The organism is Streptomyces sp. NPDC048650 (assembly GCF_043199095.1).
Lineage (GTDB): Bacteria > Actinomycetota > Actinomycetes > Streptomycetales > Streptomycetaceae > Streptomyces.
Genome location: NZ_JBICVM010000013.1, coordinates 148,248 through 172,729, shown reverse-complemented (window position 1 = coordinate 172,729; position 24,482 = coordinate 148,248). Strand labels below are relative to the sequence as shown.

The 24,482-nt window shown below is 71.2% G+C and carries 23 protein-coding genes; 11 read left to right on the top strand and 12 right to left on the bottom strand.

Translation table 11 applies throughout. From position 1 onward, the window contains the following. Positions 1-6: 6 nt before the first annotated feature. The 6 genes from ACGFML_RS30315 to ACGFML_RS30290 form a co-directional block, all read right to left on the bottom strand. Complete coding sequence (locus tag ACGFML_RS30315) at positions 7-975, bottom strand: cyclase family protein (protein WP_393548806.1); 969 nt, start codon at positions 973-975, stop codon at positions 7-9. Positions 976-1,235: 260 nt separating this feature from the next. Next, positions 1,236-2,663, bottom strand: a complete 1,428-nt coding sequence (locus ACGFML_RS30310; RefSeq protein ID WP_393548805.1) for an FAD-dependent oxidoreductase — start codon at positions 2,661-2,663, stop codon at positions 1,236-1,238. A 343-nt stretch (positions 2,664-3,006) separates the two neighbouring features. Further along, the gene (locus ACGFML_RS30305) at positions 3,007-3,252 is read right to left on the bottom strand and encodes a hypothetical protein (RefSeq protein ID WP_393548804.1); all 246 of its coding nucleotides are present in this window, start codon (positions 3,250-3,252) and stop codon (positions 3,007-3,009) included. A gap of 272 nt (positions 3,253-3,524) precedes the next feature. Further along, positions 3,525-4,811 (bottom strand): MFS transporter, encoded by a 1,287-nt coding sequence (locus ACGFML_RS30300; RefSeq protein ID WP_393548803.1) that lies wholly within the window; start codon positions 4,809-4,811, stop codon positions 3,525-3,527. Next, positions 4,808-5,974 (bottom strand): PLP-dependent cysteine synthase family protein, encoded by a 1,167-nt coding sequence (locus ACGFML_RS30295; protein ID WP_393548802.1) that lies wholly within the window; start codon positions 5,972-5,974, stop codon positions 4,808-4,810. The genes ACGFML_RS30300 and ACGFML_RS30295 overlap by 4 nt, the downstream gene beginning before the upstream one ends. Positions 5,975-6,131: 157 nt before the next feature. After that, positions 6,132-6,617, bottom strand: a complete 486-nt coding sequence (locus tag ACGFML_RS30290; RefSeq protein WP_393548801.1) for a hypothetical protein — start codon at positions 6,615-6,617, stop codon at positions 6,132-6,134. Positions 6,618-6,717: 100 nt separating this feature from the next. On the opposite strand from ACGFML_RS30290, the gene ACGFML_RS30285 reads away from it, so the two are divergent. From ACGFML_RS30285 to ACGFML_RS30275, 3 genes are all read left to right on the top strand, one after another. Next, positions 6,718-7,137: a DUF6153 family protein gene (locus tag ACGFML_RS30285; protein ID WP_393548800.1), complete on the top strand. Its 420-nt coding sequence runs from the start codon at positions 6,718-6,720 to the stop codon at positions 7,135-7,137. Between the two features lie 85 nt (positions 7,138-7,222). Beyond that, a complete protein-coding gene (locus ACGFML_RS30280) occupies positions 7,223-7,915 on the top strand; it encodes a DUF305 domain-containing protein (protein ID WP_393548799.1) in 693 nt (230 codons plus the stop codon). A gap of 299 nt (positions 7,916-8,214) precedes the next feature. Then, a complete protein-coding gene (locus ACGFML_RS30275) occupies positions 8,215-8,940 on the top strand; it encodes a VOC family protein (RefSeq protein ID WP_393548798.1) in 726 nt (241 codons plus the stop codon). Positions 8,941-9,020: 80 nt separating this feature from the next. On the opposite strand, the gene ACGFML_RS30270 is transcribed toward ACGFML_RS30275, so the two are convergent. The 3 genes from ACGFML_RS30270 to ACGFML_RS30260 all read right to left on the bottom strand — a co-directional run bounded on the left by ACGFML_RS30270 (position 9,021) and on the right by ACGFML_RS30260 (position 12,871). Further along, positions 9,021-10,157 carry a M20 family metallopeptidase gene (locus ACGFML_RS30270; RefSeq protein WP_393548797.1) on the bottom strand — a complete coding sequence of 379 codons (1,137 nt, stop codon included), beginning with the start codon at positions 10,155-10,157 and terminating at the stop codon, positions 9,021-9,023. A 378-nt stretch (positions 10,158-10,535) separates the two neighbouring features. Beyond that, positions 10,536-11,228 (bottom strand): response regulator, encoded by a 693-nt coding sequence (locus ACGFML_RS30265; RefSeq protein ID WP_393548796.1) that lies wholly within the window; start codon positions 11,226-11,228, stop codon positions 10,536-10,538. Then, a complete protein-coding gene (locus tag ACGFML_RS30260) occupies positions 11,225-12,871 on the bottom strand; it encodes an ATP-binding protein (RefSeq protein WP_393548795.1) in 1,647 nt (548 codons plus the stop codon). Before ACGFML_RS30260 ends, ACGFML_RS30265 begins: the two co-directional genes overlap by 4 nt. Before the next feature lie 98 nt (positions 12,872-12,969). Between ACGFML_RS30260 and ACGFML_RS30255 the strand changes: the two genes are divergently transcribed. The 3 genes from ACGFML_RS30255 to ACGFML_RS30245 all read left to right on the top strand — a co-directional run bounded on the left by ACGFML_RS30255 (position 12,970) and on the right by ACGFML_RS30245 (position 16,492). Then, entirely contained in the window at positions 12,970-13,962 is a 993-nt protein-coding gene (locus tag ACGFML_RS30255) for a Bug family tripartite tricarboxylate transporter substrate binding protein (RefSeq protein WP_393548794.1), read from the top strand. 121 nt (positions 13,963-14,083) lie between these two features. Next, positions 14,084-15,511, top strand: a complete 1,428-nt coding sequence (locus ACGFML_RS30250; protein WP_393548793.1) for a GntP family permease — start codon at positions 14,084-14,086, stop codon at positions 15,509-15,511. A 537-nt stretch (positions 15,512-16,048) separates the two neighbouring features. Beyond that, a complete protein-coding gene (locus ACGFML_RS30245) occupies positions 16,049-16,492 on the top strand; it encodes a hypothetical protein (RefSeq protein WP_393548792.1) in 444 nt (147 codons plus the stop codon). A gap of 53 nt (positions 16,493-16,545) precedes the next feature. On the opposite strand, the gene ACGFML_RS30240 is transcribed toward ACGFML_RS30245, so the two are convergent. Then, positions 16,546-18,219 carry a CocE/NonD family hydrolase gene (locus ACGFML_RS30240; RefSeq protein ID WP_393548791.1) on the bottom strand — a complete coding sequence of 558 codons (1,674 nt, stop codon included), beginning with the start codon at positions 18,217-18,219 and terminating at the stop codon, positions 16,546-16,548. 382 nt (positions 18,220-18,601) lie between these two features. Between ACGFML_RS30240 and ACGFML_RS30235 the strand changes: the two genes are divergently transcribed. Further along, positions 18,602-18,886 carry a hypothetical protein gene (locus ACGFML_RS30235; protein WP_393548790.1) on the top strand — a complete coding sequence of 95 codons (285 nt, stop codon included), beginning with the start codon at positions 18,602-18,604 and terminating at the stop codon, positions 18,884-18,886. 108 nt (positions 18,887-18,994) lie between these two features. On the opposite strand, the gene ACGFML_RS30230 is transcribed toward ACGFML_RS30235, so the two are convergent. After that, the gene (locus tag ACGFML_RS30230; protein WP_393548789.1) at positions 18,995-19,447 is read right to left on the bottom strand and encodes an Lrp/AsnC family transcriptional regulator; all 453 of its coding nucleotides are present in this window, start codon (positions 19,445-19,447) and stop codon (positions 18,995-18,997) included. A 111-nt stretch (positions 19,448-19,558) separates the two neighbouring features. On the opposite strand from ACGFML_RS30230, the gene ACGFML_RS30225 reads away from it, so the two are divergent. From ACGFML_RS30225 to ACGFML_RS30210, 4 genes are all read left to right on the top strand, one after another. Then, positions 19,559-20,176 (top strand): LysE family translocator, encoded by a 618-nt coding sequence (locus ACGFML_RS30225; protein ID WP_393548788.1) that lies wholly within the window; start codon positions 19,559-19,561, stop codon positions 20,174-20,176. A gap of 41 nt (positions 20,177-20,217) precedes the next feature. After that, positions 20,218-20,673, top strand: coding sequence for a PaaI family thioesterase (locus ACGFML_RS30220; RefSeq protein WP_393548787.1), 456 nt, complete (start codon positions 20,218-20,220; stop codon positions 20,671-20,673). Between the two features lie 791 nt (positions 20,674-21,464). Further along, on the top strand, positions 21,465-21,980 hold the full coding sequence (locus ACGFML_RS30215; protein WP_393548786.1) for an RNA polymerase sigma factor: 516 nt from the start codon (positions 21,465-21,467) through the stop codon (positions 21,978-21,980). Then, positions 21,977-22,729: an IclR family transcriptional regulator C-terminal domain-containing protein gene (locus ACGFML_RS30210; RefSeq protein WP_393548785.1), complete on the top strand. Its 753-nt coding sequence runs from the start codon at positions 21,977-21,979 to the stop codon at positions 22,727-22,729. The genes ACGFML_RS30215 and ACGFML_RS30210 overlap by 4 nt, the downstream gene beginning before the upstream one ends. 137 nt (positions 22,730-22,866) lie before the next feature. On the opposite strand, the gene argG is transcribed toward ACGFML_RS30210, so the two are convergent. Then, the gene (gene argG / locus ACGFML_RS30205; RefSeq protein WP_393548784.1) at positions 22,867-24,318 is read right to left on the bottom strand and encodes an argininosuccinate synthase; all 1,452 of its coding nucleotides are present in this window, start codon (positions 24,316-24,318) and stop codon (positions 22,867-22,869) included. Positions 24,319-24,482 lie beyond the last annotated feature (164 nt).

Below are 24,482 nucleotides of genomic sequence, written 5' to 3'. Positions count from 1 at the left end.
TGATCGTCACAGGACCGCGATGGGATTGACGGGCGAGCCCGTCCCGCCAGGGATGTTCAGGGGAGCTACCAGGAGTAGGAACTCGTAACGGCCGGTCGCGGCGCCGGCGGCGGAGAGCGCTTCGAGGTCCAGGTTGTCCAGGAGCGGCACCCCCATCGCGGCGATGGCGAGCGCATGGACCGGGGAGTGCACCCCATCCACCGGTGAGGGCCGTACGTCGCTGTCGCCGTCCCCGGCGAGCAGGGCGATCCCGCGCTCGGCCAGCAGGGGCATGGCGTCCACGTGGAAGCCCGCGCTCGCCGCGTCGAGGTCCCAGGCGCCCAGTTCCTGACGACGGCGGAGGCTGCCGGATCTCAGCAGTACCGCGTCCCCCTCGCCGATCGTCACATCGAGCGCCTGCTCCGCGCCCAGGATGTCCTCGGCGTGCACGGCCCGTCCGGGGTCCAGCCATGCGCACCCGAATACGGCCGGCAGATCGAGGAGCACGCCTTTGGTCACCAGCGGGCCAAGCGCTGATACGGCACCGAAGCGGGCTCCTGCGGAGTCGATGAGCCCGCGCGCCGGCCGGCCGTCGTAGAGATGCCCGCGGTAGGCAACGTGGGACAGCGCGTCCAGATGGCTGACGGCCTTGCCGTGGAAGTCGGCGGCGATGAAGTCCTTGTGAGTGGCGGGTTCAGGAGCCTCGACGTCACCGAGGTCGGACATGTAGTGCAGGGCGGGCCTGGCGTTGTCCGGACCCGGTGCAGTGTCCCAAGGGCGCCCCATCGGGACGACCGTTCCGGTCCGGACCAGGGCGGAAGCCCGTCGTACGTGCTCCGGGGTCACCCGGTTCCAGGCGCCGCGGTCGGCGGGCGTCCAGCGGCCCCACGTGCGGACGGTCTCGAACAGCGCGTCGAACTCCCGGCGGGAGACGGTGGGCCCGTTGCCGGGGCCGGCAGGCGGGGGAGTCGGCGTATCGCTGGGGTTCCCGGTCATCTGCTACTCAGCGCTCCAAGGGTGGACGGGCTGTGGTGGTGCTGTGTGCCCCGGTGCGGCGGGCACTCGGCGGGCGACGCGATGCTGCGGCAGACCACCCGTGGTCCCGCCGACCGCCGATGACTCGATCGTGGCCCGCTCGGCGACCGCACGCAGCCGCTGAGCCGCCACCGATCGCAGAGTCGACGGTCCGCCGGGCAGGCCCGCCGGGACTCCGCTCGACGCTCGCGGACGGCCCCGGCGTGCGGGTCACGCCAGGGTCACGCCAGGGACGAGCCGGGGTGCCGGGTGTGGTCGGGGATCGCCGGGCCGGTGGTGCGGCGGGTGAGGGCCCGACGGAGCACTTTGGTGAGGACGGAGGGGTGGAAGAGGAGGGAGGGTGGCGCGGTCATGTTGGCCACGCGCACGAAGCGGGTCCAGATCGACGCGTCGCGGACGGCGAGCGCGAAGATCTGCTGGTTGTACCAGTGGGCGACGCGCGCGGAGACGGGCTGGCGGGCGGGGGCCCACATGAGGTCCGAGGTGGTCGACAGGGTCCACGGGACCTGGATGACGCGGGCCGCGGCACGTTGGTAGGCCCGGCTCAGCCCGTCGAGGTCTGCTCCGTCGGCCCGGCGGCGCCGCAGCATGCGGGCGAGGAGGTCGGCTTCGAGAGCGGCGACGGTGAGCCCCTGTCCGTACACGGGGTTGAACACGCAGAGGGAGTCGCCGACCGAGATCAGGCGCTCGGGCCAGCGCTTGCTCTTGTGGTGCTGCCGCCACAGGCTGCCGGCGTTGGTGTAACGGTGGACAGGCTCCTGTCGGGTACGCGCCGCGATCCGCTCGGCGAGGCGGGGGTTGCCCAGAGTGCGCGCGAAGTCCAAGTACCCCGCGTCGTCGGTGGGCGGCAGGTGCTCGAAGCCGAACAGGGAGCACATCCAGCGGTTGTTCTCCACCGCGAGTAGGACGCCCCCGCGGGTGACGTCCGGGGCGAAGGCCATCTGGTAGGCGACGTCGAAGTCGCGTTCGTCCTCCTCGGACCGGTCGAAGATCGTGGATGCGTAGGTGATCCTCGCCTTCACGGTGGCCGCGGCGGGCACGGGCAACCGGGCCGCGGTGAGCCACTGGTCGATGGAGGTGGACCGCCCCGAGGCGTCGACGACCAGGTCCGCCGTGACCTCGGTGGACTGCTCGGCGCCCTCGGTGCGGTAGCGCACCCGGTCCATGCGGCCGGGGCGGCTCATCGTCACGCCTTCGCAGCGGGTGGCGGCGAGCAGTGTCACGGCCGGCAGATCGAGCACCTTGTGCCGCAGGCGCCGTTCGAGCTCGTCCCGGGTGAACGACTGGACCCGCACGCCCATGGTGACGGGCGGCGCGAATCCGGTGGGCAGCAGGAAGTTGATCCGCTCCCCGTAGTCGAAGACGGGGGCACCGAGATCCTGCAGCTCCGCCCGTAGGCCGGGGAAGAGCTTCTCCAGGGTTTCCGCGCCCTTGGCCAGCATCGCGTGGGCGTGGTAGCCCTGCGGCGCATGAGGGTGGACTCCGGTGTCGGTCTCCACCGGATCCCGCTCGAGGACGAGGACTTCGGCGAAGTGGTCGGCCAGGACGCGAGCGGTCACGAGACCGGCGTACCCGCCGCCGATGACGACAGCTTTCCCCCATCTGGGGCTGGACGGGCGGGCGTTCTTCTCCGACTTCTCCAAGGCCATGCTCTTCCTGTTCCTTGGGGGCCGGTGGCGCCCCGATGGCGTGCCTGGCCCCAGCACTGCCCACTTCACCGCGTACGGCGGGGGCGCTCAAGACCGAGCGGGGAGCGCACGGGGGCATCGCGGGGTGATCACACGGAGCACGGGGTGAGCGGGCGAGGGCGAGGTCCGACCGATCCCCGGCTCGGCGACAGGAGCCGCGAGAGGGACCACCGGCCACGTCATGCCGGAACAGTGCAGTGCCTGCGGGGGCGCATGCGCAGGACGGGTGGGCGGGCGCTCGGGCCTGGGGCCCGGACCGGGAGGGGCAGCCCGAGGAAGCCGCGCCTGCCCGGGTCCGCCCCGGTCAACGGAGTATGCGGTGCCCACCGCGCCCAGCGGGGAAGGACACCACGGCACTCCTGGCCATCGTCGGGCCGGTCGCGAGCACCTCGACCTGCTCACGCCGAACCGAGGACCGAGCGGGCCTCTTCCGGTGGTGGTCGATACGCGGTGTCGGCGACCGACTGCCGAATACGCGTTCCTCGTAGTGGTCGAGGAGAACCAAGAGGACGAGCATCAGCGCGGGCAAGAGCAACGGCACGAACATCATGATCGACGCCTTTCACCGAAGGGGAGGGAGAGGCAGAGGGCGCGCACCGGCGGCGCCCGCAGCCACGTTCTGTGGCACGCGCCTCTCCCTCGGCCCCACTGAGCGCCCGTCCCTTGGCGGCGGGGCCGCCTGCCCGAGGTCTCCGGAAAGTGGGCAGTGAAAGGTCTTGTGCTCGCTTTCGGCCCTTTCACGCGGGCACATCCAGCCAATTCGGGGTTATGGGCTGTCCTGTGATCCCTGGCGGGCGGTCAGGCGGTCAGGCGGTCAGGCGGTCAGGCGGTGACCGGCTGGGCGACGGGCGCGTCGAGGCGTCCGGTACGGGCGAGGGCGCGCACGGCCGCCGCGCAGGCCAGGCCGGTGACGGTCAGGCCCAGCCAGGGAAGCCAGGCGGCCCCGATCCGGTGGGCGTAGTCCCAGACCGCTCCGGTGGCCAGGTTGCCCACGGTGATGCCCAGGCCGGAGACGGTGTTGTAGAAGCCGTAGTGGGTGGCGACCAGACGGCCGCCGGACAGGGAGACGACGGTGTCCATCTCGAAGGGGTAGACCACCGCGCTCCCCACGGCGAGCAGCACCACCGCGGCCGCGAGCGCGGCCAGGACCGTGGCGGTGGCGTACCGGCCGCCGGAGGGCACGAGGGCCAGGGGTGTGAACGCCGCTCCCATCACGGCCAGTCCGCGGACCAGGGCCTGCTCTGCCTTCCAGCGGCGCTTGGCCCAGCCGGTCAGCCGCAGTTGCCCGGCCACCGTCACCGCGGCCGACAGCACGAACAGGGCGCTGGTGGCCTTCGTGCCGTCCGCCTCCAGCACGTCGTCGGCGGCCAGTGGCAGGGCGAGGTAGACCTGGAAGGTCAGCACGTAGGAGCCGATCATCACAGCGGAGAACAGCAGGAAGGGCCGGTTGGCCACCACCTGCCGCCACTGCGCCCACACCCCTCGCACCCCGCCGCCGTCCCGGGCCGCCTCACCGGTGGCGGAGGTGTCGTGGCCGCGGCGGGCGGGAAGCGCCCGCCACTGCAAGACGCTGAGTCCGGCGAAGATCGCGGCCGCCACCGTGCACACCAGGCGGAAGTCGGCGACCAGCAGGCCAAGCCCCACCAGCGGACCGAGCAACATCCCGGCCTGGTAGTAGACGTTGAACGTCGCGAACGCCTCCACCCGCCGCTCTCCGGCTTCCGCGGCAAGGTAGGCGCGCACGGCGGGGTTGAACAAGGCGCCGGCGAAGCCGGTGGCGGCGGAGGCGATGATCAGGGCGGGGAGGGCATCGACCCAACCCAGCAGGGCGAACCCGGCGGTGCGCAGCAGGCAGCCGGCCAGAATCGGGGCCTTGTAGCCGTAGCGGTCGGCGAGAGTACCGCCGATGAGAAACATGCCCTGCTGGGAGAGGTTGCGCACGCCCAGGACCAGGCCGACCGTCCACGCGGCGAGCTTCAGGTCGCCGGCGAGGTGGGCGGTGAGGTACGGCATGAGCATGTAGAACGCCAGGTTGATGGCGAACTGGTTGGCCATCAGCAACTGTGCGCCGCGGGGGAAGGAGCGGGTGGACCGCCACAGCGCCGTCATCGCTCCACTCCCGTCAGGCCGGTGGCGTCGTCGGCCGGGCGCGCCGGCTCGTCGTCGGGGGCAGCCAGGGGGTCGGTGACGGTGGTGCACCTCGTCCAGGAAGTGACTGTCCGCTCACCGGCATGGGCGATTTCCTGGGGGCCGGCAGGCGCGGTGGGGGTGAGCAGGCCGTGTCGGCGGCAGTAGTCGTCGTTGAAGACGGTGCCGGTGTAGCGCTGGGGTCCGTCGGGGAAGACGGCCACGATCCGTTCCTCGGCCGGCGCGGTCGCCGCCAGCCAGCGGGAGACCAGGGCGACCGCGCCGACGCTCCAGCCGCCACTGGCGTAGAGGCAGCGGGCCAGTTGCCTGGCTGCCCAGACCGCTTCGGGTGCGGCAATCCAGTGCACCTCGTCGAAGAGGTCGTAGGCGACGTTGCGGGGGTAGATGCTGCTGCCCAGGCCCCGCATCAGGCGCGGGGCGGCGGGCTGTCCGAAAATCGTGGAGCCGGTCGTGTCCACCCCGACGACCTTCAGGCGGGGGAAGAAGTGGCGCAGCACCGACGCGATACCGGCGGAGTGGCCGCCGGTGCCGACGCTGACCACCAGGGTGTCGATCCGGCCCATCTGAGCGATCAGTTCATGGGCCAGCGGCCGGTACGCGGCCACGTTGTCGGGGTTGTGGTACTGGTCGGGGCACCAGGCGTCGGGGTGTGCGGCCAGCAGTTCCTCCACCCGCATACGCCGGGCCTGCTGCCAGCCGCCGCTTTCGTGCGGACGCTGCACCAGGTCGATGCCGGCGCCGTAGGCGGTCAGGAGTCCGCACATCAGCGGCTCGATCCCGGGGTCGGTGACCACCGTGACCGGGTGGCCGTGGACGACCCCCGCCAGGGCCAGGCCCAGGCCCAGGGTGCCGGAGGTGGATTCCACGATCCGTGCTCCGGGCTTCAGATCGCCGCGCTCGCGGGCCGCGCGGACCATGTGCAGGGCCGTTCGGTCCTTGATACCGCCGGGGTTGTGTCCTTCGAGCTTGGCCCAGAAGCCGCGCCCGGTCGCGGCGAAGGGTTCACCGACCCACAGGATCGGGGTGTCACCCACCAGCCCGGCCGGGGTACGCGCGGGGCGGGAGGCGGCCGTCAGCATCTGGGCCGGCGGGATGAGGGAAGAGGGCATCGCGAACGTGGTCATCGCACAGGTCTCCTACCGGCCCGCACCACCCCGCAGCGCAGGGTGGGAACTGACCGAGTGTCAAGAGGGAAAGGGACGTCCGGGCGGGACACCGCACTTCGCAGGGCGCGTCCGGGCGAGTTGCCGCGGCGGCGGACCGGGGGGCGGTGCGGACCGCTCAGGACCGCCAGACCCCCAGCACCGCACGCGTACGGGCCTGCGTCGTGTGCTGATCCTTGCCACCGCCCGCGCGCATCAGTTCGTGCGCTGCCGGGCGTACGACCGCTTCCTTGCTGCCGGTGCCCGGATCGTCCGTGGCAGCCCCTGGCGGAGGCTGGGGCAGGAGCGTGCGGGGGCTCAGCGTGCTCGGCTCGTCCGCCCCCTGGCATTCCTCCATGCCCGCGAGCCCCCGCCCGGCGATGGCGGGCGCTCCGGTCCCCGTGGGGGCCGCGTCGGCAACTGCCCGGAGGCCGGGCGCCGGACCCGCCGGCTGCGAGACGGCGGTGGTCGTGGTGACGGGCAGGGAGTCGATGCGGTGCGCACCATCGGACGGCGAACCGTGGGCGCAGCCGAGCACATGGACCAGCGCGGCCACGACCAGCGCCAGCACGAGCCGGCCGCGGGCCGCGGGCCGGGAAGCACGACGCGTCACCCCGATCACCACGCGACGTACCGTAGTCGATGGGCAACATAAAGTGCTGCTAAGGGCGACGGCCCGCTCGGGCGGTGGAAGCGCTGTTGGCGGAGCGGCTTACGATGATCCGGTGGACCGTACCCGTATCCGGTGTGCGCCTGCTCCCGGATGGCGGGTGCAGGCGCTTCTGGTGTTGTCGGTCCTCTTCGGGCTGGTGGCCATGCACGGCATGGCGCCGATGGCTCCTTCGTCGACGTCCGCGCACGCGATGCCCGCGTCGTCGGCGCCCCCGCACGCGATGCCCATCGGTCAACAGGCGTCATCCGGGGGCTCCTGCCACCATCTGCGGCACGGCGGCAGCGGACACCTCCAGCACGCCGACGCCACCTGCGCGGCCACCGGCACGGCCACGGCCCCCGTATTGCCCGCTCCCGCGCCAGGACCAGTGGCAGCCGCTGCGCCCGGCAGGCCCTCGTGGCAGCCGGCACCGGCCTCCCTGGGCAGCCGGGCCCCGCCCGATCTGAGCGAACTGCAACTCCTGCGGATCTAGGAACACCACGAGACGGCGACCGCCCCCGGCGACCGCCGCTCTCGGCACGTCCTTGCCCGCGTGAACACCAAGGAGTTGCACGACCATGACCGTTCAGCGTTCCGCCCTGCGCCGCAGCGCCGCCGTCGCCACCGCGGCAGTGGCCGCCCTCGTGCTGGCCGCGTGCGGCGGCAACAACGACGACACCGCGTCCTCCGGCCACCACGCCGAAGCGACCAGCAGCGCCTCCGCATCGGCCGGCCGGTCGGTCGGCCGGCACAACGCCGCCGATGTCGCCTTCGCCACCCAGATGATCCCCCACCATCGCCAGGCCGTCACCATGGCCGACCTCGCCGAGGACCGGGCCGCGTCCGGCGAGGTGAAGACCCTCGCGGACAAGATCAAGAACGCCCAGGACCCGGAGATCACCACCATGTCCGGCTGGCTCACGGCATGGGGCGAAAAGGTCCCCGCCGAAACCACGGAGGGCATGGGGGACATGGACCACGGCATGGATCACGGCATGGGCCACAGTGGCGGCTCCGGCATGCCCGGCATGATGACCGAGAAGCAGATGAAGGAGCTGAAGGGCGCCTCCGGCAAAGCCTTCGACACGGCCTTCCTCACCATGATGGTCGGCCACCACGAAGGCGCCGTGAAGATGGCCCGGACCGAGCAGCGGGAAGGGGCCTACGGCCCCGCCAAGACGCTCGCCGGCAACGTCATCACCGGCCAGAGCACGGAGATCACCCAGATGAACAAGCTCCTCGGCAAGAGCAAGAGCAAGAGCAAGAGCTGACCGACCCCGCTCGGGCGGGGCGGCATCCCACCGGTGCCGCCCCGCCCGGTGCGGCCCCGCTCGCGTCCGTCGGTATTCCCCCCCGTGGCGGCTCGGGAAGCGGCTGCCCGCATGCGGGTGGCGCAACCAGGAGCCGAACCGCAACCAGGAGCCGAACCTGCCGAGTTGTCCGGCCGAGCAAGGGAAGGAGGCGCTCCCACCGCGATCCGCAACCGCCCGGCTGTCACCATCCGGTCACCACGGGGATTCGACCTCGCCCCTGTTGTTAGGCTCACCTCACTTCTGAGGGAGGATGCGTCATGGCATCGGAGTCACCGGCGTTCGATCATCTCCTGCACTGCGTTCCCGAGGTGGCGTCAGCCGTCGCCGCCTACACGGCTGCTGGGCTGCCCGCGCACACCAACCCGCCGCACCTGGGCTTCCAGAACGGTGCGTGGCGTCTGGACGTGCGCTACATCGAGATCCTCGGCATCGTCGATCGTGCCGAGTTCGTCGGTTCGCCCTACGGCAGAGCGATGACGCCGCTGATGCCCTTCGTCCATGACGTCCTCGCGGGCGGTGGCAGCGCACTCAACTTCGCGATCGACGTCACCGACGTCGCCGCGACCACCGAACGCCTTCGACGCCAGGGGCACGAGGTCGAACTGCTGACGTTCGCTCGGGAGGGCTCACCCGTGTCGTTCCGGGAAGCCTTCCTCACCGACGCCCCGCGCTGGGCGCCGTTCTTCATCACCTACACCCCCGACCGGCAGGTCCTCCTGGACACCTACCGCGGCGGAGGGGGCAATCGCGGCACCCACGACCTCGCCGGGTTCGTGATCGAGACGCCCCACCCGTCTGAAGCCGCTGCCTGGCTCAGCCGTCTCACCGGAATCCCGACCGGCACCGATGACACCGTCGTGCCGCTCCCCGGAGGCCACGTGCACTTCGTCGCCGGTCCGGCGGACCGGATCACCACACTGTTGCTGACCGGGGGCACTCCGCCCACCACGGACATCAAGGGCCTGCGCATACGCCCGCTGTAGACGTCGGCCGCGCACGCCGGGCGAATATCCGAGACTGTGGGGCATGGCGAATCTCGCGGACCGCGACCTCGCGTGCCCGCTCACAGGTTGCGCAGGCGCTGTTGACTCTCGTCCGTCCGCGTGGGCCGAAGCGTGTTCACCAGTCCGGCAACGAGGTTCGCCCGCTCGGCCATGGCGTCGATCACCACGTACTCGTGGTCGGCGTGGGCGCCGCCCCCGACTGCTCCGAGGCCATCGAGTGTCGGCACCCCCAGGGCGGCCGTGAAGTTGCCGTCGCTTCCGCCGCCGACCGCTCTGCCTTCGAGGCCAGGGAGCAGCCGCCTCGCCACCGCGAAGAGTTCCGCCGATGCCGACTCGGGCATCGGCGGTCGGCCGATGGCCCCCCGTACCGTGATCTCTGCTTCGTCGAGATGCGGAGCCAGCGTCGCGAACGCAGCTTCGATGCGCTCCTTCTCGTGGGCCGACTCGACCCGGACGTCGACGATGACGGTCGCCTCGGCGGGAACGACGTTGTCCAGGGTTCCCGCGGACGCGACGGTCGGGGTGACGGTCGTGCCGATCTCGGGCCGTCCGAGCGCTGCGATGTCGAGCACCTGGTGTGCCGCCTCGATCAGGGCGTTGACCCCGGCTGCGGGCTCAAGGCCGGCGTGCGACGCCCGGCCCGTGACAGTGACTTCGAACGTGCCGCAGCCCTTGCGGCCGGTTTTCAGCCCTCCGCCCTCGGCGGCCCCCTCGAACACCAGCACGGCACGGCACGCACGGGCGCGTTCTTCGATGAGGGCTCGAGAGGAGTGGGATCCCACCTCCTCGTCGGCGGTCACCAGGATCTCCACACCTGACCGGTCGTCGAGCGTCGCCAAGCCATGAATGGCCTGCACCAAACCGCCCAGCATGTCGAAGACCCCGGGGCCGGTTGCGTGCCCGTCGTGGACCCTGAACGGGCGGCGTTCCAGGGTGCCGAGCGGGAAAACCGTGTCGTGGTGACCGAGGACCAGCACCTGGGGATCGCCACCACCCGACCAGTGGACATGTGGCCCGGCTTCGCTCTCCACGAGGACGGCCTGCCCGCCGAGGCGGCTCTCGATGACGGCGGCGACAGCTTTGGCCGATGCTCCCAAGGCGTCGAGATGGCGCGAGGGAGACTCGATTTCGACGAGTTTCCGCAGGTCCTCAAGCATCGCGTCAACGCTCACCGGGACGGTCTTGTGCATCGTCATGGTGAAAGGGTAATGGGCCCGAGGTGATGGACCGGCGCCGCAGGAACCCGGAAACGCGGACAGCACCCTGGACGCAGACGCGTTGTCCCGCACCTGTGAGTGGCGCGGAGCCCCCGGTGATGGCGACTGTGGCAGGTACTTGCCGGTGAGCAGACCCTGTAGAGCGCCGTGCCCTGCTCGACGTAGTGGGTGCCCAGGCGTGTCAGCGTTTGGCGCAACGGCCCCCTTGGCACAACTGCCTCTTTGGCACAACGCCCCTTGGCGCAATGCCCCTTGGGCACAACGGCTCCGGTCCGGCGCCGACGCCCCCGTCGCACGGCGGCTCCTCGCGTACTCCGCGCGTCGACCCGTGGGGGCCGCCGCTCGGGGCGGCGCGCTTCAGGCCAGCCAGATGTACCGGCGCTCCGGGCGGCCGGCCGTGCCGTAGCGCAGGGACACCGCGGCGTTGCCGGTGGTGTGGAAGTACTCCAGGTAGCGGCGGGCGCTGACCCGGGAGATGCCGGTGGCGGCGGCCGCCTCGGCCGCGGAGACGGTGCCGTTCGCCTCGCGGAGGGCGCGTTCGACGAGTGCGGCGGTCTCCACGCTCAGGCCCTTCGGGAGGGTGCCGCCTGCCGCGGGCGCGAACGCTCCGGCGAGGACGCGGTCCACGTCCGCCTGGCCGCGGACGACGGTGGTGAGCAGACGCCCGCGCTGGGTCGCGTACCGCTCGAGGCGAGGCTGCAGGTCCTCGTGGTCGAAGGGCTTGAGGAGGTAGTCGACGACGCCGTGGCGGACCGCGCCGCGCACCGTGTCGGCCTCGCGGGCGGCGCTGATGACCATGACGTCGCAGTCGTGTCCCGCGGTGCGCAGCCGGGGAATGACGTCCAGGCCGAAGATGTCCGGCAGGTAGAGGTCCAACAGGACCAGGTCGGGGCGCAGGGTGTCGACCGCCTCGATCGCCTGCTGGCCGGTGTGCGCGGTGCCGACGACGTGGAACGGGGGCACCCGTTCGACGAAGGTTCGGTGGACGCGGGCCACCATGAAGTCGTCGTCGACCACGAGCACGTCGATGGTGTCGTGCGGCTCGGTCATCGGGGTGCTCCTTCCGCCAACGCGGCGGCGGGGTGGCTGACGGACATGCGGGCGGTGAACTTCGCGCCGTCGTCGGTGTTGGTCACGGCGATCTCGCCGCCCCGGCGCTCGCAGACCAGCCGGGTCAGGGCGAGCCCGATGCCGCGCTCGCCTTCCCGGGCGGCCTTGGTGGTGAAGCCGTGGGCGAAGACCTCATGGGCGAGTTCGGGGGCGACGCCGGGACCGGAGTCGCGTACCACGATCTCCACGCCGGCCGTGTCCTGACGCAGCTCGATCTCCACCCAGGGCTCGTTGCCGCCGGGCTCGGACGTGGCGGCGTCGAGGGCGTTGTCGACGAGGTTGCCGACCACGGTCGCCACATCGGCGGCGTCCTCAGGGGCGAGCCGGTCGAGAGCGGTGCGGTCCGACAGTCGCAGGGCGACCTTGCGTTCGCCGGCCTGGGACGCCTTGGCCATCAGCAGGGCGGCGACGGCGGTGTCGTGGACCCGACGGCCGATGCTCATGTCGAGGGACTGGCGCCTCCGGTTCAGTGCCCGGATGTACTGCACCACTTCGTCCTGCTCACCGATCTGGATCAGGCCGGAGATGGTGTGGAGCTGGTTGGCGAACTCGTGGGTCTGCGCGCGGAGCAGCTCGGACGTGCTGCGGAAGGAGCCGATCTCGCGCTCCAGCCGGGCCAGTTCGGTGCGGTCGCGGAGCGTGGTGACGGAGCCGAGCGGCCGTCCGTCCTTGACGACGGTCATCCGGTTCATGACCAGGGCGCGGCCGTGCCGGATGACGACCTCGTCCTTCAGGTCCGTCGGCTCCTCCCGGGCACCGGCCAGGACGTCGAGGAGTCGTCCTTCGATGCCGAGCTCGGTCAGATTCCGGCCCACGCAGTCCGTAGGCAGGTTCAGGAGTCGCCGGCCGATGTCGTTGACGAGGGTGACGCGGTGCTGCGGATCGAGGGCGACGACGCCCTCGGCGATGCCGTAGAGCATCGCCTCGCGGTGTTCGGCGAGCCCGGTGATCTCCCGCGGCTCCAGGCCGAGCGTCTGCCGTTTGACGCGCCGGGCGAGCAGCCAGGAGCCGACGACGCCGAGCGCGCTGGCGACGCCGAGATAGACGAGCAGATACCAGGACGCGCCGCTCAGCCGCTGCCACACCGTCGGGGACGCTTCGCCGATCATGACGGTGCCCAGGTCCCGGCCGAGGTCGTGCCCCGTGGCACCGAGGACCGGCACCTGGGCCACCAGCTCCCGGCTGCCGTCCCAGTCCAGCGCGCCCGACCAGCCGCGGCCCTCGCCCACCCGCTTGCCCAACGGCAGCCGGTCGCCGATCACCGTGGGATTGGTCGAGCTGACGACGCGGCCCCGGCGGTCGGCGACCGTGACCGACGTGACGCTGGACTGCACCCGCGTGGAGTGCACCAGCGGGGCCAGGGCCTCGGCCGGCGCGGGCTCCACCAGACGGCTGCGTACCAGGGGATGGGCGGCCAGTTGCTCGGCCAGCGCGCTCACCCGGCGGCCCTCCACCCGGTTGAAGGTGGCCTCGGACTGCGCGAGGGAGACCGCGGCGACCGCCAGCAGCACCACCACGACGATGGCGAGCTGGAGCACCAGCATCTCGCCCGCGAGCGTCTGGCGACGGAACACGGCGACCACAACGAACTCAATCTCTTCTGCTGACACAACCTGGGCGACCGTTCCGCCAGGCCGCACAATCATGACGTCTGCCGGGCGAGAAGCGAAAGAGAGGTGCCATGAGGAGTCGTACCGGTCGCGCCCTGCCAGGCGCCCTCGCCCTGCTGCTGTCGCTGCTCGTCGGCGCCTGCGGGGCATGGCCGGACTCCGGGGGCGCCGCAGGCGACGGTCTGCGGATCATGGTGCCCAACACGCCCGGAGGCGGGTACGACACCACGGCACGAACCGTGGCCCGCGTGCTGGAGGAGACCGGTACCCCCTCGGACGTGCAGGTGTTCAACCTGCCCGGAGCGGGCGGCACGGTGGGACTGCAGCGCACCGTCGACGAGCGCGGCAACGGCCGGCTCGCGCTGCTGATGGGGCTCGGCGTCCTCGGCGCCTCACACGTCGCGCACGCCGAGGCGACCGTCGAGCAGACCACGCCGATCGCGCGCTTGATGGAGGAGCCCGAAGCGGTGGTCGTCCGCAAGGACTCGCCGTACCGCACGATCGGGGACCTGGTCACCGCGTGGCGGAAGAGTCCCGGACGCGTCACGATCGGCGGCGGGTCCTCCCTGGGCGGTCCGGACCACCTTTTCCCCATGGAGCTGGCCAGGACCGTCGGCGTCGAACCGAAGAAGGTGAAGTATGTCGCCCACGACGGCGGTGGCGGCGACCTGCTCCCCGCTCTGCTGGACGGGAGGGTCGACTTCGCCACCAGCGGCATCGGCGAGTTCCTGGACCACATCGCCGCCGGGCAGCTTCGGGTGCTCGCGGTGACCAGCGACCGGCCGGTGGCCGCCCTGCCCCGGGTACCGACGCTGAAGGCCGCCGGCATCGACCTGGTCTTCGGCAACTGGCGGGGGATCGTCGCCCCGCCCGGCATCGGCCCCGCGGACCGCCGACGCTGGATCGACGCGCTGACCGCGCTGCACACCTCCCGACAGTGGAAGGCCGAACTCACCCGGCACGGTTGGACCGACGCCTTCCTCACCGGCCGTGCCTTCGCCACCAGCCTGACCCGGCAGGACAGGGCCGTGGCCGTCCTGCTCGCGCGCCTGGACCTGGACTGAGCGACGCGCCCATCGGCGTGACTCCACCGGCGGTCCCGCACACCCCGCTGATCCGCACCACCCCCCGACCCACCCATGCCCTGTCGGCGTACGCACTCCCGCATGTCCTGGAAAGGCACCCATGACCGCGCACACTTGGTGGCTGCTGCTCATCCTCACGGTGGCGATCGCAGCACTGATCCTCCTCATCAACTGCCGGCTCCGCGTGCACCCGTTCGTCGCGCTGATCGTGGTCGGCGTCGGCACGGGAATCGCTGCCGGGGAACCCGTCGCGAAGCTCGTCGGCTCCATCGAGGACGGCGCGGGCGGCACCCTCGGCGACGTCGGCGTCACACTCGCCCTCGGCGCCATGCTCGGCCGTCTGCTGTCCGACTCGGGAGCGACCGACGCCATCGCCCGTGCCCTCGTCGGCCGCGCCGACCACCGCAGGCTGCCGTGGTGGGTCGGCGCGGCGGCGTTCGTCATCGGCATACCCATGTTCTTCGAGGTGGGGCTGATAGTGCTGCTGCCATTGATCTTCAGTGTGGCCCGCAGGCTGGAGGGTCAGGGGGGTGCGAAGGGCAGCCCGTATGTGCTCCTCGGAGTGCCCGCCATCGCCTCCCTGTCCACCCTGCACGGCATGCTGCCGCCCCACCCGGGCCCGCTGACCGCCATGACCGGCCTGCACGCCGATCTCGGTCTCACCCTCGCCGTCGGCATCGCCTGCGCGCTGCCCACCGTCATCCTGGCCGGGCCCGTCTACGCCCGCTGGATCGCACCCCGGCTCTCCGAAGTGCGCCCGGACGCCGAACTGGTGGCGCAGTTCACGGGAGCCGAGCGGGCGCCCGTTCCGGCCTCCTCGGGGCCGGGTGCACAGCTGCGGGAGGACGCGCCGCCCCACACCGGTGTGCCCACCGGCCTCGCGGTGGCGGCCGTGCTGGTGCCCGTCGCCCTGATGCTGCTGCGCACGCTGGCCGAAACGCTGCTGGACGAGTCGAGCGGGCTGCGGGCCGCCCTGACCTTCGTGGGGGAACCTCTGGTGGCCATGCTCGCCGGCTTCCTCTTCGCGCTCGGCGTGACGTTCACCCGAACCGGACGCTCCGGAGAGGAGACCCGCGCCTCGCTGACGAACAGTCTGAAGTCCATCGCGGCGATCCTGCTCATCATCGGCGGCGGAGGCGCCTTCAAGCAGGTGCTTCAGGACTCCGGCATCGGTGACGCCATCGCGTCGGCCGCCAAGGGCGCCCACCTCAGCGTGATCGTGCTGGGCTGGCTCATCGCCCTGCTCCTCTCGCTGACCACGGGCTCGGCCACAGTGGGCATCGTCTCCGCCACCGGCATCGTGGCCCCGCTGATCGGCGATGGCGGTGGGCTGGAGGCGTCGCTCCTCGTGGTCGCGATCGGTGCCGGGTCCCTCGGCCTCAACTACGTGAACCACGCCGGCTTCTGGTTGGTGAAGGAGTCGTTCGGCATGGACCTCACCCAGGCCACCAAGACCCAGACGGCCGTGCAGACCCTGGTCAGTGTGCTCGGGCTCGGGATGGCCCTGCTGCTGTCGGTGTTCGTCTGACAGGAGGCCCACTCCGGTCTGCCGGAGCCCCGGGTATCGTTGGCGCGGCCCAATGGAGTCGGCGTACCGAGCCCGGGGTTCCGGCGTGGGACGGGTGCCGGGCGCGGTCGGCGCACACGAGCCGAGAGCGACGGCCACGGATGTTCCGTACGGGCCGGACGGGCGGTACGGGTCGCCGGTGCCGGTATGTGGCCGCATTCCGAACGGACTTGGTCAGCGTCGGCCACTGGCGGCACTGCGTCCGACAGGAGCCGCGCCGACACCGGGACGCCGTCGTGCGATGCCCGTCCTCGCGGCGCGGAATCGGGACGAGAACAGGACGGAAGCAGGATGGGACGAAGGAGAGCCGGCGAGGCGAAGAGGCAGGGGGCGCCGAATGGGCGGAACTGGTGGGTCCGTTACGGCACGGCCCTGGCGCCTCTCACCCCACTTCTGGTCCTTTCCCTGAGTGCCACCTGCGTCGTCATGGCCCAGGCGCAGCCGGCGGTCGCGAGCGACCCTTCCCCGGGACCGGCGACGCCTCCGGCCCGTACACCGGTGCCCGTCGCACCGGAGACCGCGAACATCACGATCACCGAGGGCCAGGTCGGCGAGGTCGGCCCCGGCGGGATCCTCACCTACCCGAGTGTCACGAGTTGCCTCACGGTGACCGTCCGCCTCCGGGACGGTGGAAAAGTGGGCGCGCACGCCAGCTTGTTCCAGGTGCCGGGGGAGTACCGGTCGGATCGGATCCTCGCCGCGGTCGAGCAGCGCATCAGGACGCGCGGCGTACGCGCGGTGGAGGTCAGGGGCGCCGTTGGTGCCTGGGATCCGAGCTACTTCACCAAGGCGATCGAGAGCTATCCCGAGGGTGAGCGGGTCCCCGTCCCCGCCGAGCCCGACCCGGACGGCCTGGCCACGGTGGTGGCGAACGAGCTCGGGGTACCGCGGGAAAGGGTGACGGTCGAGGACCTTCCGGACGGCGACCAAACGGTGACCTGACGCGCCGCCGGTGGTGCGGCGCGCCAGGGGGGTGTCCGCACAGTCCCGCCTGGTCAGCGCAGCGGCAGCGCCAGCTCGGACGGGTCGGCCGGAGTGGCGCCGAACGACACCCTGCTCGCGAGCGGGGTACGACCTCCGTACAGCGGGTCCTTCGTGTCCAGGACCAGCGCGAGCCGGTGCCCGGCGGGCAGGTCGTACGCGGTGGCGAAGAGCGAGACATCCAGCGGAAAGGCACTCCCCGGCCTCTTGCCGGACCAGCTCTGCGGGGCGTGCGAGATCAGCTTCCCCACACCCAGGGCGTTGACATCGTAGAGGTGGGCGAACACCGTGCCCTGCGATGCGGAGGACGTGACCTTCGTGTGCAACCGTGCGGCGCCGCGGAGGTGTTGCGCTGCCGCGTAGGGCGCCGACTGCCACACAGCGGCGGAGCTGCGTGGCAGCCGGGGGACGAGAACGGTCGGCGGCAGGGCGGCTACCTGGTCGAGCAGCCCGGACAGTTCGGCGACGCCGCCGTCCGCGCCCGAATCCGTGCCACCGATGACCGGCCGCTGCCAGCCGGTCCGGGCTGCTCCGCCGAGCTCCCCGGTGCCAAGGGGGTTCGGGCCGCCCAGTCGCAGGTGTGCGGTCCGGGAACTGACGGCGCGCCAGTCCGAGTAGCTCTCCTGCGTGCGGTTCGGCCGCACCTCCAGTTCCACCGGGCGCCCCGCATCGTCGCCGCCGCCGGTGCCCTTGACGTGGTGATCGAGCCAACGGCGTGCGCTCGCCCAGGCGGCGTTGTCCAGCCCCAGAAGGCCCGTCAGCTCCTGTGTGGCGTGGTCCCCGGGGCGCAGTTCGAGCCGCTTGGGCCCGGTCAGGCGTTGGTAGAAGGCGGTCAACTCGCTGGGGTTGAAGATGCTGTCGCCCCAGGCGTTGGCGAGGAGGACGGCCGTGCCGTGGGCGTTGATCCGATCCACGTACGTGGCCGGGGATCTGGTGTGCGCCCATGCGACGACCTTGGACATGTCGCGGTCGGCCGCGAGGTCTGCCAGTATCTGCGCGAACTCCGGGCTCGTGCGGCCGGTGGGTGCCTGGACGGCGGCGAGCAGGGCGGCGGCTTGGAGGTGCCTTGTGCGACCGCTGTAGAGCGAGTCGGTCAGGTCGCCCCAGCCGCTCATCGCGGCGACCGCCTTGATCCGCGGGTCGAAGGCGGCACCCATCAGGGTGAGCCCCCCGCCCAGGGAGAGCCCCACCATGCCGATGCGCTGCCGGTCGGCCGGTGTGTGGGCGAGCGCCCAGTCGATGACCGCGGAGACATCGGCCACGTCCTTGGGCCCGGCGACGTCGACCTCGCCCCCGGAGCGCCAGAAGCCGCGCACGGTGTAGGTGACGGCGACATAGCCGTCGGCGGCAAGTTGCCTGCCCTGGGCGACGTACTCCAGGTCGTTCTGCCCCCAGCTGGCCGGCTGCACGACCAGGGGGTAGCGGCCCTTCCGGTCGGCGCCGGGGGTGCCGGCGGCGGGGGCGAACACGTCGGCCTTGAGGACGGTGCCGTCCTTCATCGGTATGTCGGCCGGACGGAACGACGGCGTGGCACGAGCGCCGGCGGCAACCACCGACCCGGGTCGGGAGGCCGCCGACGCAGGGTTCGTGACGAGGCTGCCGCCGAGGGCGAGCACCGAGACCAACACGGCAGATGTCATCTTGTGCCGGCGGTGCTGTCTGCCGGTGGTACGGCGGGATCGTGCCATCGATGCTCCATCGGGATCTGACCGCGGTGCCACAGTGACACCCATCAGGTGCGGTGGTTCGGAGCGTACGGGCGCACCATCGACCCTGGTGAGGCGATGATCAGCCAAACGTACTCGCGGGTAATGTGTGGTCGGCCGCAGCCTGTGGAGGTCGGTCGTGCGGCTGGGCGCCGGTGCTTCGTCGCACCCCGGTTCGCCCGCTGCTGCCGCCGCCACCGGCACCGCCACCGGCACCGCCACCGCCGACGGTGCCGGAAGCCTCCGTTCGGATCACTGATCGGGGTCCTTCCGGTGATTGCCGCACGCTCGCGCGCACCGCACCTGCCGCGGCGGGTACGCCGTCTCCGCAGAAGACGCCCCGCGACCCATGAGGAGACCAGTCATGTACGCAGTGGTTCGGCGGTACGAAGGAGTGACCGACCCGGCCGAGGCGGGACACCGGGTGAGCGAGGGGTTCCTGCCGCTCCTCCGCCAGGTCCAAGGCTTTGTGGCCTATTACTGGATCGACGCCGGGGGTGGGGTGCTGGTCTCGACGAGTGTCTTCCAGGACCGGGCCGGCGCCGAGGAGTCGACGGACAGGGCGGCGGGCTTCGTACAGGACCACCTCGCCTCCCTGCTCCCCAACCCTCCCCAGGTCACGGCCGGTGAGGTCGTGGCTCATTCGTAGCACCGCACCGGGCGCCGAGACCGGGCACCGGGCAGCGGCCTTCGCCGGCGCCCCTCGGCGCCTGGTCAACCGGCGCTTCTCGGGTTCCGGGCGGCCACGGCAGCGCCGCTACTCGGGGAGGGGGCGGTCGTCGACGACGTGTTTCATGACGAGGGTGGAGGTCAGGCGCTGGACTCCCGGCAGTCTGGCCAGTTCCTGGTCGTAGAGCCGCTGGAAGGCGGACAGGTCGGTGGTGGCGACGCGCAGGAGGTAGTCGGGTTCGCCGAACAGGCGCTGGGCCTGGAGGACATGCGGGACGGCGGCCACGGCCTCTTCGAAGGAGGTGACGGTGTCACGGTCCTCCCACCGCAGGGTGGCGAAGACCAGGGCCTCGAAGTCGAGTCCCACGGCGGCCGGGTCCACGACCGCGCGGTAGCCGCGGATCGCGCCTTCTCGTTCGAGGTCGCGCAGGCGGCGGTGGCAGGGCGAGACGCTCAGCTGCACGCGGGCGGCGAGCTCGGTGACCGTGAGACGTCCGTCCAACTGCAGCTCGGTAAGAATCTTCCGATCCAAGGCATCCATGGAGAAGATTCTCCCCCCAAGAGCGCGATCATGGGGAAAAGACGGGAACACTTTCGGGCAGATGCGACCTAACCTTCCTCTCACAACGCAGAACGTGAGAGGGATCGATCCATGGACACGACCACGCTGGCGGCATTCCTGGCAGTGGATCTCCTGCTGGTGTTCACCCCGGGCGCGGACTGGGCCTATGCGATCGCGGCAGGCCTGCGGGACCGGTCGGTGGTCCCGGCGGTCGCCGGGCTGATAGCCGGATACGCGGGATACACGCTGCTCGCCGTCGCGGGTCTGGTGGTGATCGTGGCGAGCTCGGCGACCCTGCTCACCGCGTTGACCGTCGCCGGGGCCGGCTATCTGATGTGGCTCGGCTGGGGCGTGCTGAGACAGCCCGCCACGTTTGCGGTCTCCGAGAAGCCCATGGGCTCCTCCCGATGGCAGATCATGCTCAAGGGTGCCGGGATCAGCGGTCTCAACCCGAAGGCGCTGCTGCTGTACTTCTCGCTGTTCCCGCAGTTCATCGACCCGGCGACAAGCTGGCCGGTCGCCGCGCAGACGGGACTGCTCGGCACGCTCCACATGACCGCGTGCGCCGTCATCTACCTCGCCGTCGCCGTGTTGGCCCGCACCGTACTGAGGACCCGGCCTTCGGCGGCCCGGGCGGTCTCCCGCGCCTCCGGTGCCATGATGATCGTCATCGGCGGGTTCCTGCTGGCAGAACGCCTGGTCGGCTGACGGACCCGCTTCGCCCGTCCCACACCGCCGAAGGAGAGCACGTGGAAGACCGGACGCAGCAGGACCAGGCGAGCCCCGACGTGCAGGCGCGCATCCGGGCCAGCTTCGACCGCCAGGGGCTGATGGCCCACCTCGGTGCACGGATAACGCAGGTAGCGCCGGGCCGCGTGCACATCGTGCTCCCGAGCCGCCCCGAGGTCACCCAGCAGCACGGCTACTTCCACGCCGGCGCCACCAGCGCGATCGCGGACAGCGCCGGCGGTTACGCGGCCTTCACGCTGTTCCCGGAGAACACCGAGGTGCTCACGGTCGAGTACAAGATCAACCTCCTCGCGCCGGCCGTCGGCAACCACATCGAGGCCGTCGGAACCGTCCTGAAGCCCGGACGCACCCTGACCGTGTGCCAGTTGGAGGTGTTCGGCGTCCAGGACGGCAGCCGGAAACTGGTCGCCAACGGACAGCAGACGCTGATCCGGGTGACCAGGCCCGAGCAGTGAGCCCGCAACCGCTGCCGTCCTGGGTGATCCGGCAGCAGCGGCCGTTTCCCGACGCCAACCTGCTCCTGCTCCAGGGACGCCAACCGGCCCTGATCGACAGCGGATTCATCGGCCACGCGAGCAGACGGCCGCCTGGACCCGGGCTGCTGCGCCGCGGAGTACCTCGACCAGCCGGTCGCCCCGTACACGGTCGACTCGCCGCTCGACGACGATCGGACCTGCGCGGGTAGTACGCGCAGCACCGAACGACGCTCGGCCGACCGGCCGGCGGCGCGAGCCGGCCGAGTCGTCGATGTCGGTGCCCGTGCCGTCCCCCCACCCATCACCCCACCCTCGCCGGGCACGGGAGCTTTTTTCTCAGAAAATCATGCACCCGACTCAACAGAACGGCCTCGGGACCCCTTATGTGAGCAGGATCGACAAGCCGACGCCGGCAGCATGCCGGAAGAGGCAGGAGAGAGGAGGATGCGTTGGCTGACATCGTGGCTGTCGTCGGGCCCGTCACCATCATGGTGCTCACCACGCTCACATCGCTCATGGGGCTCCGGAGGGGACGCGGAAGGATCGGGCCGTGGGAGGTCCTGCGGGAAATGGCCCGCGGTCGCTCCGCCGCAGCAGCGGAGCGGGAATGCCGGGCCACCGCTGTCGAGGTTCTCGACCGTTTGCCCGCGGGCGGCAGACTGGACATGGTGGACGACCGCGGACACCGGCGCACCTACCACGTGTCCACCCGGAGTGAGGAAAGCCCGTGACCTCGGCGCACGCGAACTGTTCGGCACAGTGAGGACCGCATGCCCCAGGGACCGCCCGGATTCGAGGAGTTCTTCAGGTGTTACCACCCCATGGTCTGCCGATACCTGCTCTGGCGGGAGGCGGAACACAGTGTTCTGGAAGATGCCGCGCAGCTCACCATGCTCGCCGCCTACCGCTACTGGGAGCGGGTGGGTGGCATGGCAGATCCCCGGGGTTGGCTGTTCAAAGTGGCCGGCCAGCGCCTTGACGATGCCCGGCGGGCACGCCACGGTCAGGGGCTGCTTCTCGACGCCGCGACGTTACGGGACCGGATCGCGGCACAGGACGAGGTCGCCGCCTGCGACCTGCGCCTCGACATCGTCGACGCCGTCCGCAAGCTGCCCGCGCGCCAGCAGGAAGCTCTCGTCATGCGACTGCAGTTCGGCATGGAGTACGAGGAGATCGCGCAGACGATGGAAGCAACCTCGGCAACGGTCCGCTCCCACGTCCACGCGGGCAGAAGGACCCTCAGGGCGATACTCGGGGACGGCGACACGGAAGGAGACCGCGCATGAGCATCGACAGGCGCCTTCGGGCAGCCGTCGAAGCGGTCGACGAGCTGTGGTCAGGCGCGGAGGAGACCGCCGAGCGGGGCCGCCTCTTCCTCACGTCCCTGCAGCCCCACCCGCTGCCGGAGCCCGTCACCGCGTCCATCGGCAGGCTGCTCGACGGACTGCGCGAGGAGGTGGGGGCGTCGTTGTACTGCGCGGTCTACGAAGAGGGTGAGGTCCGGGTGGTCGCCCAGTCGTCCGGGCCGAACACACCGCCCGTCACCGAGTGGGTGGACTTCGCTCGGTCCGCTCACGCCCACTCGTTCGGCAAGTGCCTGCTCGCCCAGCTCGACGAGGACGCGCTCCGCGACCACTTGGCGCGGCACCGGCCGGCACGGCTGACATCCCGCACCCTCACCCACGAACGCCTCCTCGTCCACCAGCTGCACACGCCTTCCCCGTGGCCGTCGCCCTTCCTGGACCTGCAGGAGTACAGCATGGGTTGGGTCTCCGCAGCGGTCTCGATCGGTGGTGGCGGCCGCATCGGGGCCGTGGCCGCCTACCTTCCCCTGGCGATGGCCCATCGCCTCAGAGGCGTGGGGGAGACCCTCCACCGTCTGGCGTGCCCGCCACTCGACCTCGCTCTCCTGGGCAGGACGGACCACCTGCCGCAGAAGCCACCACCACTGGAGGACCGGCCGCCGGTGGGCGGCGACCGAACCCTCCCGGACCTGCGTCCGCCGGTCGACAGGGCGATGGCCAAGGGCTCCTGAGAAGGGCCGCCCCGTCGAGGACGCTACGCGGCGGCGCGTTCCGTGTACCGGTCGCCGAGCCTCCTGAGCCACGCCCACTCGCCGAGCAGGTGGGCGTGGCTGCGTCCGAGCGGGGCGGTGTACTGCCCGCCGCACGGTCAGTCGGTGCCGAACTCCATCGCGGCGCGGTCGAGCATCTGGTCGTCGTCGCCCTCGGCCCGGCCGCGGGAGGCGATGACCTCGGCGCCGCCCTGCGGCATCGCGCCGATCAGCCCCGTCGACGCGGCCTGGGCGGCACCGATGAGCGTCTCGTGCGTATTGCCGACGATGCCGAGGTCGGCGTACTGCTCCAGCTTGGCGCGGGAGTCGGCGATGTCGAGGTTGCGCATGGTGAGCTGACCGATCCGGTCCACCGGGCCGAACGCCGAGTCCTCGGTGCGCTCCATGGACAGCTTGTCCGGGTGGTAGCTGAAGGCCGGGCCGGAGGTGTCCATGAGCGAGTAGTCCTCGCCGCGCCGCAGCCGCAGCGTCACCTCGCCGGTGACCGCGGTGCCCACCCAGCGCTGCAGCGACTCGCGAATCATCAGTGCCTGCGGGTCGAGCCAGCGGCCCTCGTACATGAGGCGACCGAGGCGCCGACCCTCGTTGTGGTACTGCGCGAGGGTGTCCTCGTTGTGGATCGCGTTGACCAGCCGCTCGTACGCGGCGTGCAGCAGCGCCATGCCCGGGGCCTCGTAGATGCCACGGCTCTTGGCCTCGATCACCCGGTTCTCGATCTGGTCGGACATGCCCAGGCCGTGGCGGCCGCCGATGGCGTTCGCCTCCATCACCAGGTCGACGGGTGTGGCGAACTCCTTGCCGTTGATCGTCACCGGGCGGCCCTGGTCGAAGCCGATCGTCACGTCCTCGGCGGCGATCTCGACCGAGGGGTCCCAGAACCGCACGCCCATGATCGGGTCGACGGTCTCGACGCCGGTGTCGAGGTGCTCCAGGGTCTTGGCCTCGTGGGTGGCGCCCCAGATGTTGGCGTCGGTGGAGTAGGCCTTCTCGGTGCTGTCGCGGTAGGGGAGGTCGTGGGCGAGCAGCCACTCCGACATCTCCTTGCGGCCGCCGAGCTCGGAGACGAAGTCCGCGTCGAGCCACGGCTTGTAGATGCGCAGGTGCGGGTTGGCGAGCAGGCCGTAGCGGTAGAACCGCTCGATGTCATTGCCCTTGAACGTCGAGCCGTCGCCCCAGATCTGCACGTCGTCCTCGAGCATCGCCCGGACCAGCAGGGTGCCGGTGACGGCGCGGCCGAGCGGCGTCGTGTTGAAGTAGGCGCGGCCGCCCGAGCGGATGTGGAACGCGCCGCAGGTGAGCGCGGCCAGGCCCTCCTCGACCAGCGCCGCGCGACAGTCGACCAGGCGCGCGATCTCGGCGCCGTACGCCGACGCACGGCCGGGCACCGACGCGATGTCGGGCTCGTCGTACTGGCCGATGTCGGCGGTGTAGGTGCACGGGACGGCACCCTTGTCGCGCATCCACGCGACCGCGACGGAGGTATCGAGGCCGCCGGAGAAGGCGATACCGACGCGTTCGCCGGTGGGCAGGGAGGTGAGAACCTTAGACATGGGAAAAGTATGTGCCATCACGCATGATCATGCAATCAGGGTCGTGCGTATGCATACCGGAACCGAGGGCTCCCTTGGGTCGGGAGCCCCGCTTGCCGGCCGGGCGCTGAGGCGTGGCAGGGCGCGGAACGGTCTCAGTCCTCCGTCCCGCGCCCCTACCGCAC

What these genes read in the sequence shown, in the direction of transcription:
- ACGFML_RS30310 (WP_393548805.1), bottom strand. Translation starts at nt 2,663, where the DNA reads ATGGCCTTGGAGAAGTCGGAGAAGAACGCCCGCCCGTCCAGCCCCAGA.
- ACGFML_RS30225 (WP_393548788.1), top strand. Translation starts at nt 19,559, where the DNA reads ATGGACACGACCACGCTGGCGGCATTCCTGGCAGTGGATCTCCTGCTG.
- ACGFML_RS30315 (WP_393548806.1), bottom strand. Translation starts at nt 975, where the DNA reads ATGACCGGGAACCCCAGCGATACGCCGACTCCCCCGCCTGCCGGCCCC.
- ACGFML_RS30250 (WP_393548793.1), top strand. Translation starts at nt 14,084, where the DNA reads ATGACCGCGCACACTTGGTGGCTGCTGCTCATCCTCACGGTGGCGATC.
- ACGFML_RS30210 (WP_393548785.1), top strand. Translation starts at nt 21,977, where the DNA reads ATGAGCATCGACAGGCGCCTTCGGGCAGCCGTCGAAGCGGTCGACGAG.
- ACGFML_RS30295 (WP_393548802.1), bottom strand. Translation starts at nt 5,974, where the DNA reads ATGACCACGTTCGCGATGCCCTCTTCCCTCATCCCGCCGGCCCAGATG.
- ACGFML_RS30280 (WP_393548799.1), top strand. Translation starts at nt 7,223, where the DNA reads ATGACCGTTCAGCGTTCCGCCCTGCGCCGCAGCGCCGCCGTCGCCACC.
- ACGFML_RS30305 (WP_393548804.1), bottom strand. Translation starts at nt 3,252, where the DNA reads ATGATGTTCGTGCCGTTGCTCTTGCCCGCGCTGATGCTCGTCCTCTTG.
- ACGFML_RS30270 (WP_393548797.1), bottom strand. Translation starts at nt 10,157, where the DNA reads ATGACGATGCACAAGACCGTCCCGGTGAGCGTTGACGCGATGCTTGAG.
- ACGFML_RS30275 (WP_393548798.1), top strand. Translation starts at nt 8,215, where the DNA reads ATGGCATCGGAGTCACCGGCGTTCGATCATCTCCTGCACTGCGTTCCC.
- ACGFML_RS30235 (WP_393548790.1), top strand. Translation starts at nt 18,602, where the DNA reads ATGTACGCAGTGGTTCGGCGGTACGAAGGAGTGACCGACCCGGCCGAG.
- ACGFML_RS30255 (WP_393548794.1), top strand. Translation starts at nt 12,970, where the DNA reads ATGAGGAGTCGTACCGGTCGCGCCCTGCCAGGCGCCCTCGCCCTGCTG.
- argG (WP_393548784.1), bottom strand. Translation starts at nt 24,318, where the DNA reads ATGTCTAAGGTTCTCACCTCCCTGCCCACCGGCGAACGCGTCGGTATC.
- ACGFML_RS30240 (WP_393548791.1), bottom strand. Translation starts at nt 18,219, where the DNA reads ATGGCACGATCCCGCCGTACCACCGGCAGACAGCACCGCCGGCACAAG.
- ACGFML_RS30230 (WP_393548789.1), bottom strand. Translation starts at nt 19,447, where the DNA reads ATGGATGCCTTGGATCGGAAGATTCTTACCGAGCTGCAGTTGGACGGA.
- ACGFML_RS30265 (WP_393548796.1), bottom strand. Translation starts at nt 11,228, where the DNA reads ATGACCGAGCCGCACGACACCATCGACGTGCTCGTGGTCGACGACGAC.
- ACGFML_RS30300 (WP_393548803.1), bottom strand. Translation starts at nt 4,811, where the DNA reads ATGACGGCGCTGTGGCGGTCCACCCGCTCCTTCCCCCGCGGCGCACAG.
- ACGFML_RS30215 (WP_393548786.1), top strand. Translation starts at nt 21,465, where the DNA reads ATGCCCCAGGGACCGCCCGGATTCGAGGAGTTCTTCAGGTGTTACCAC.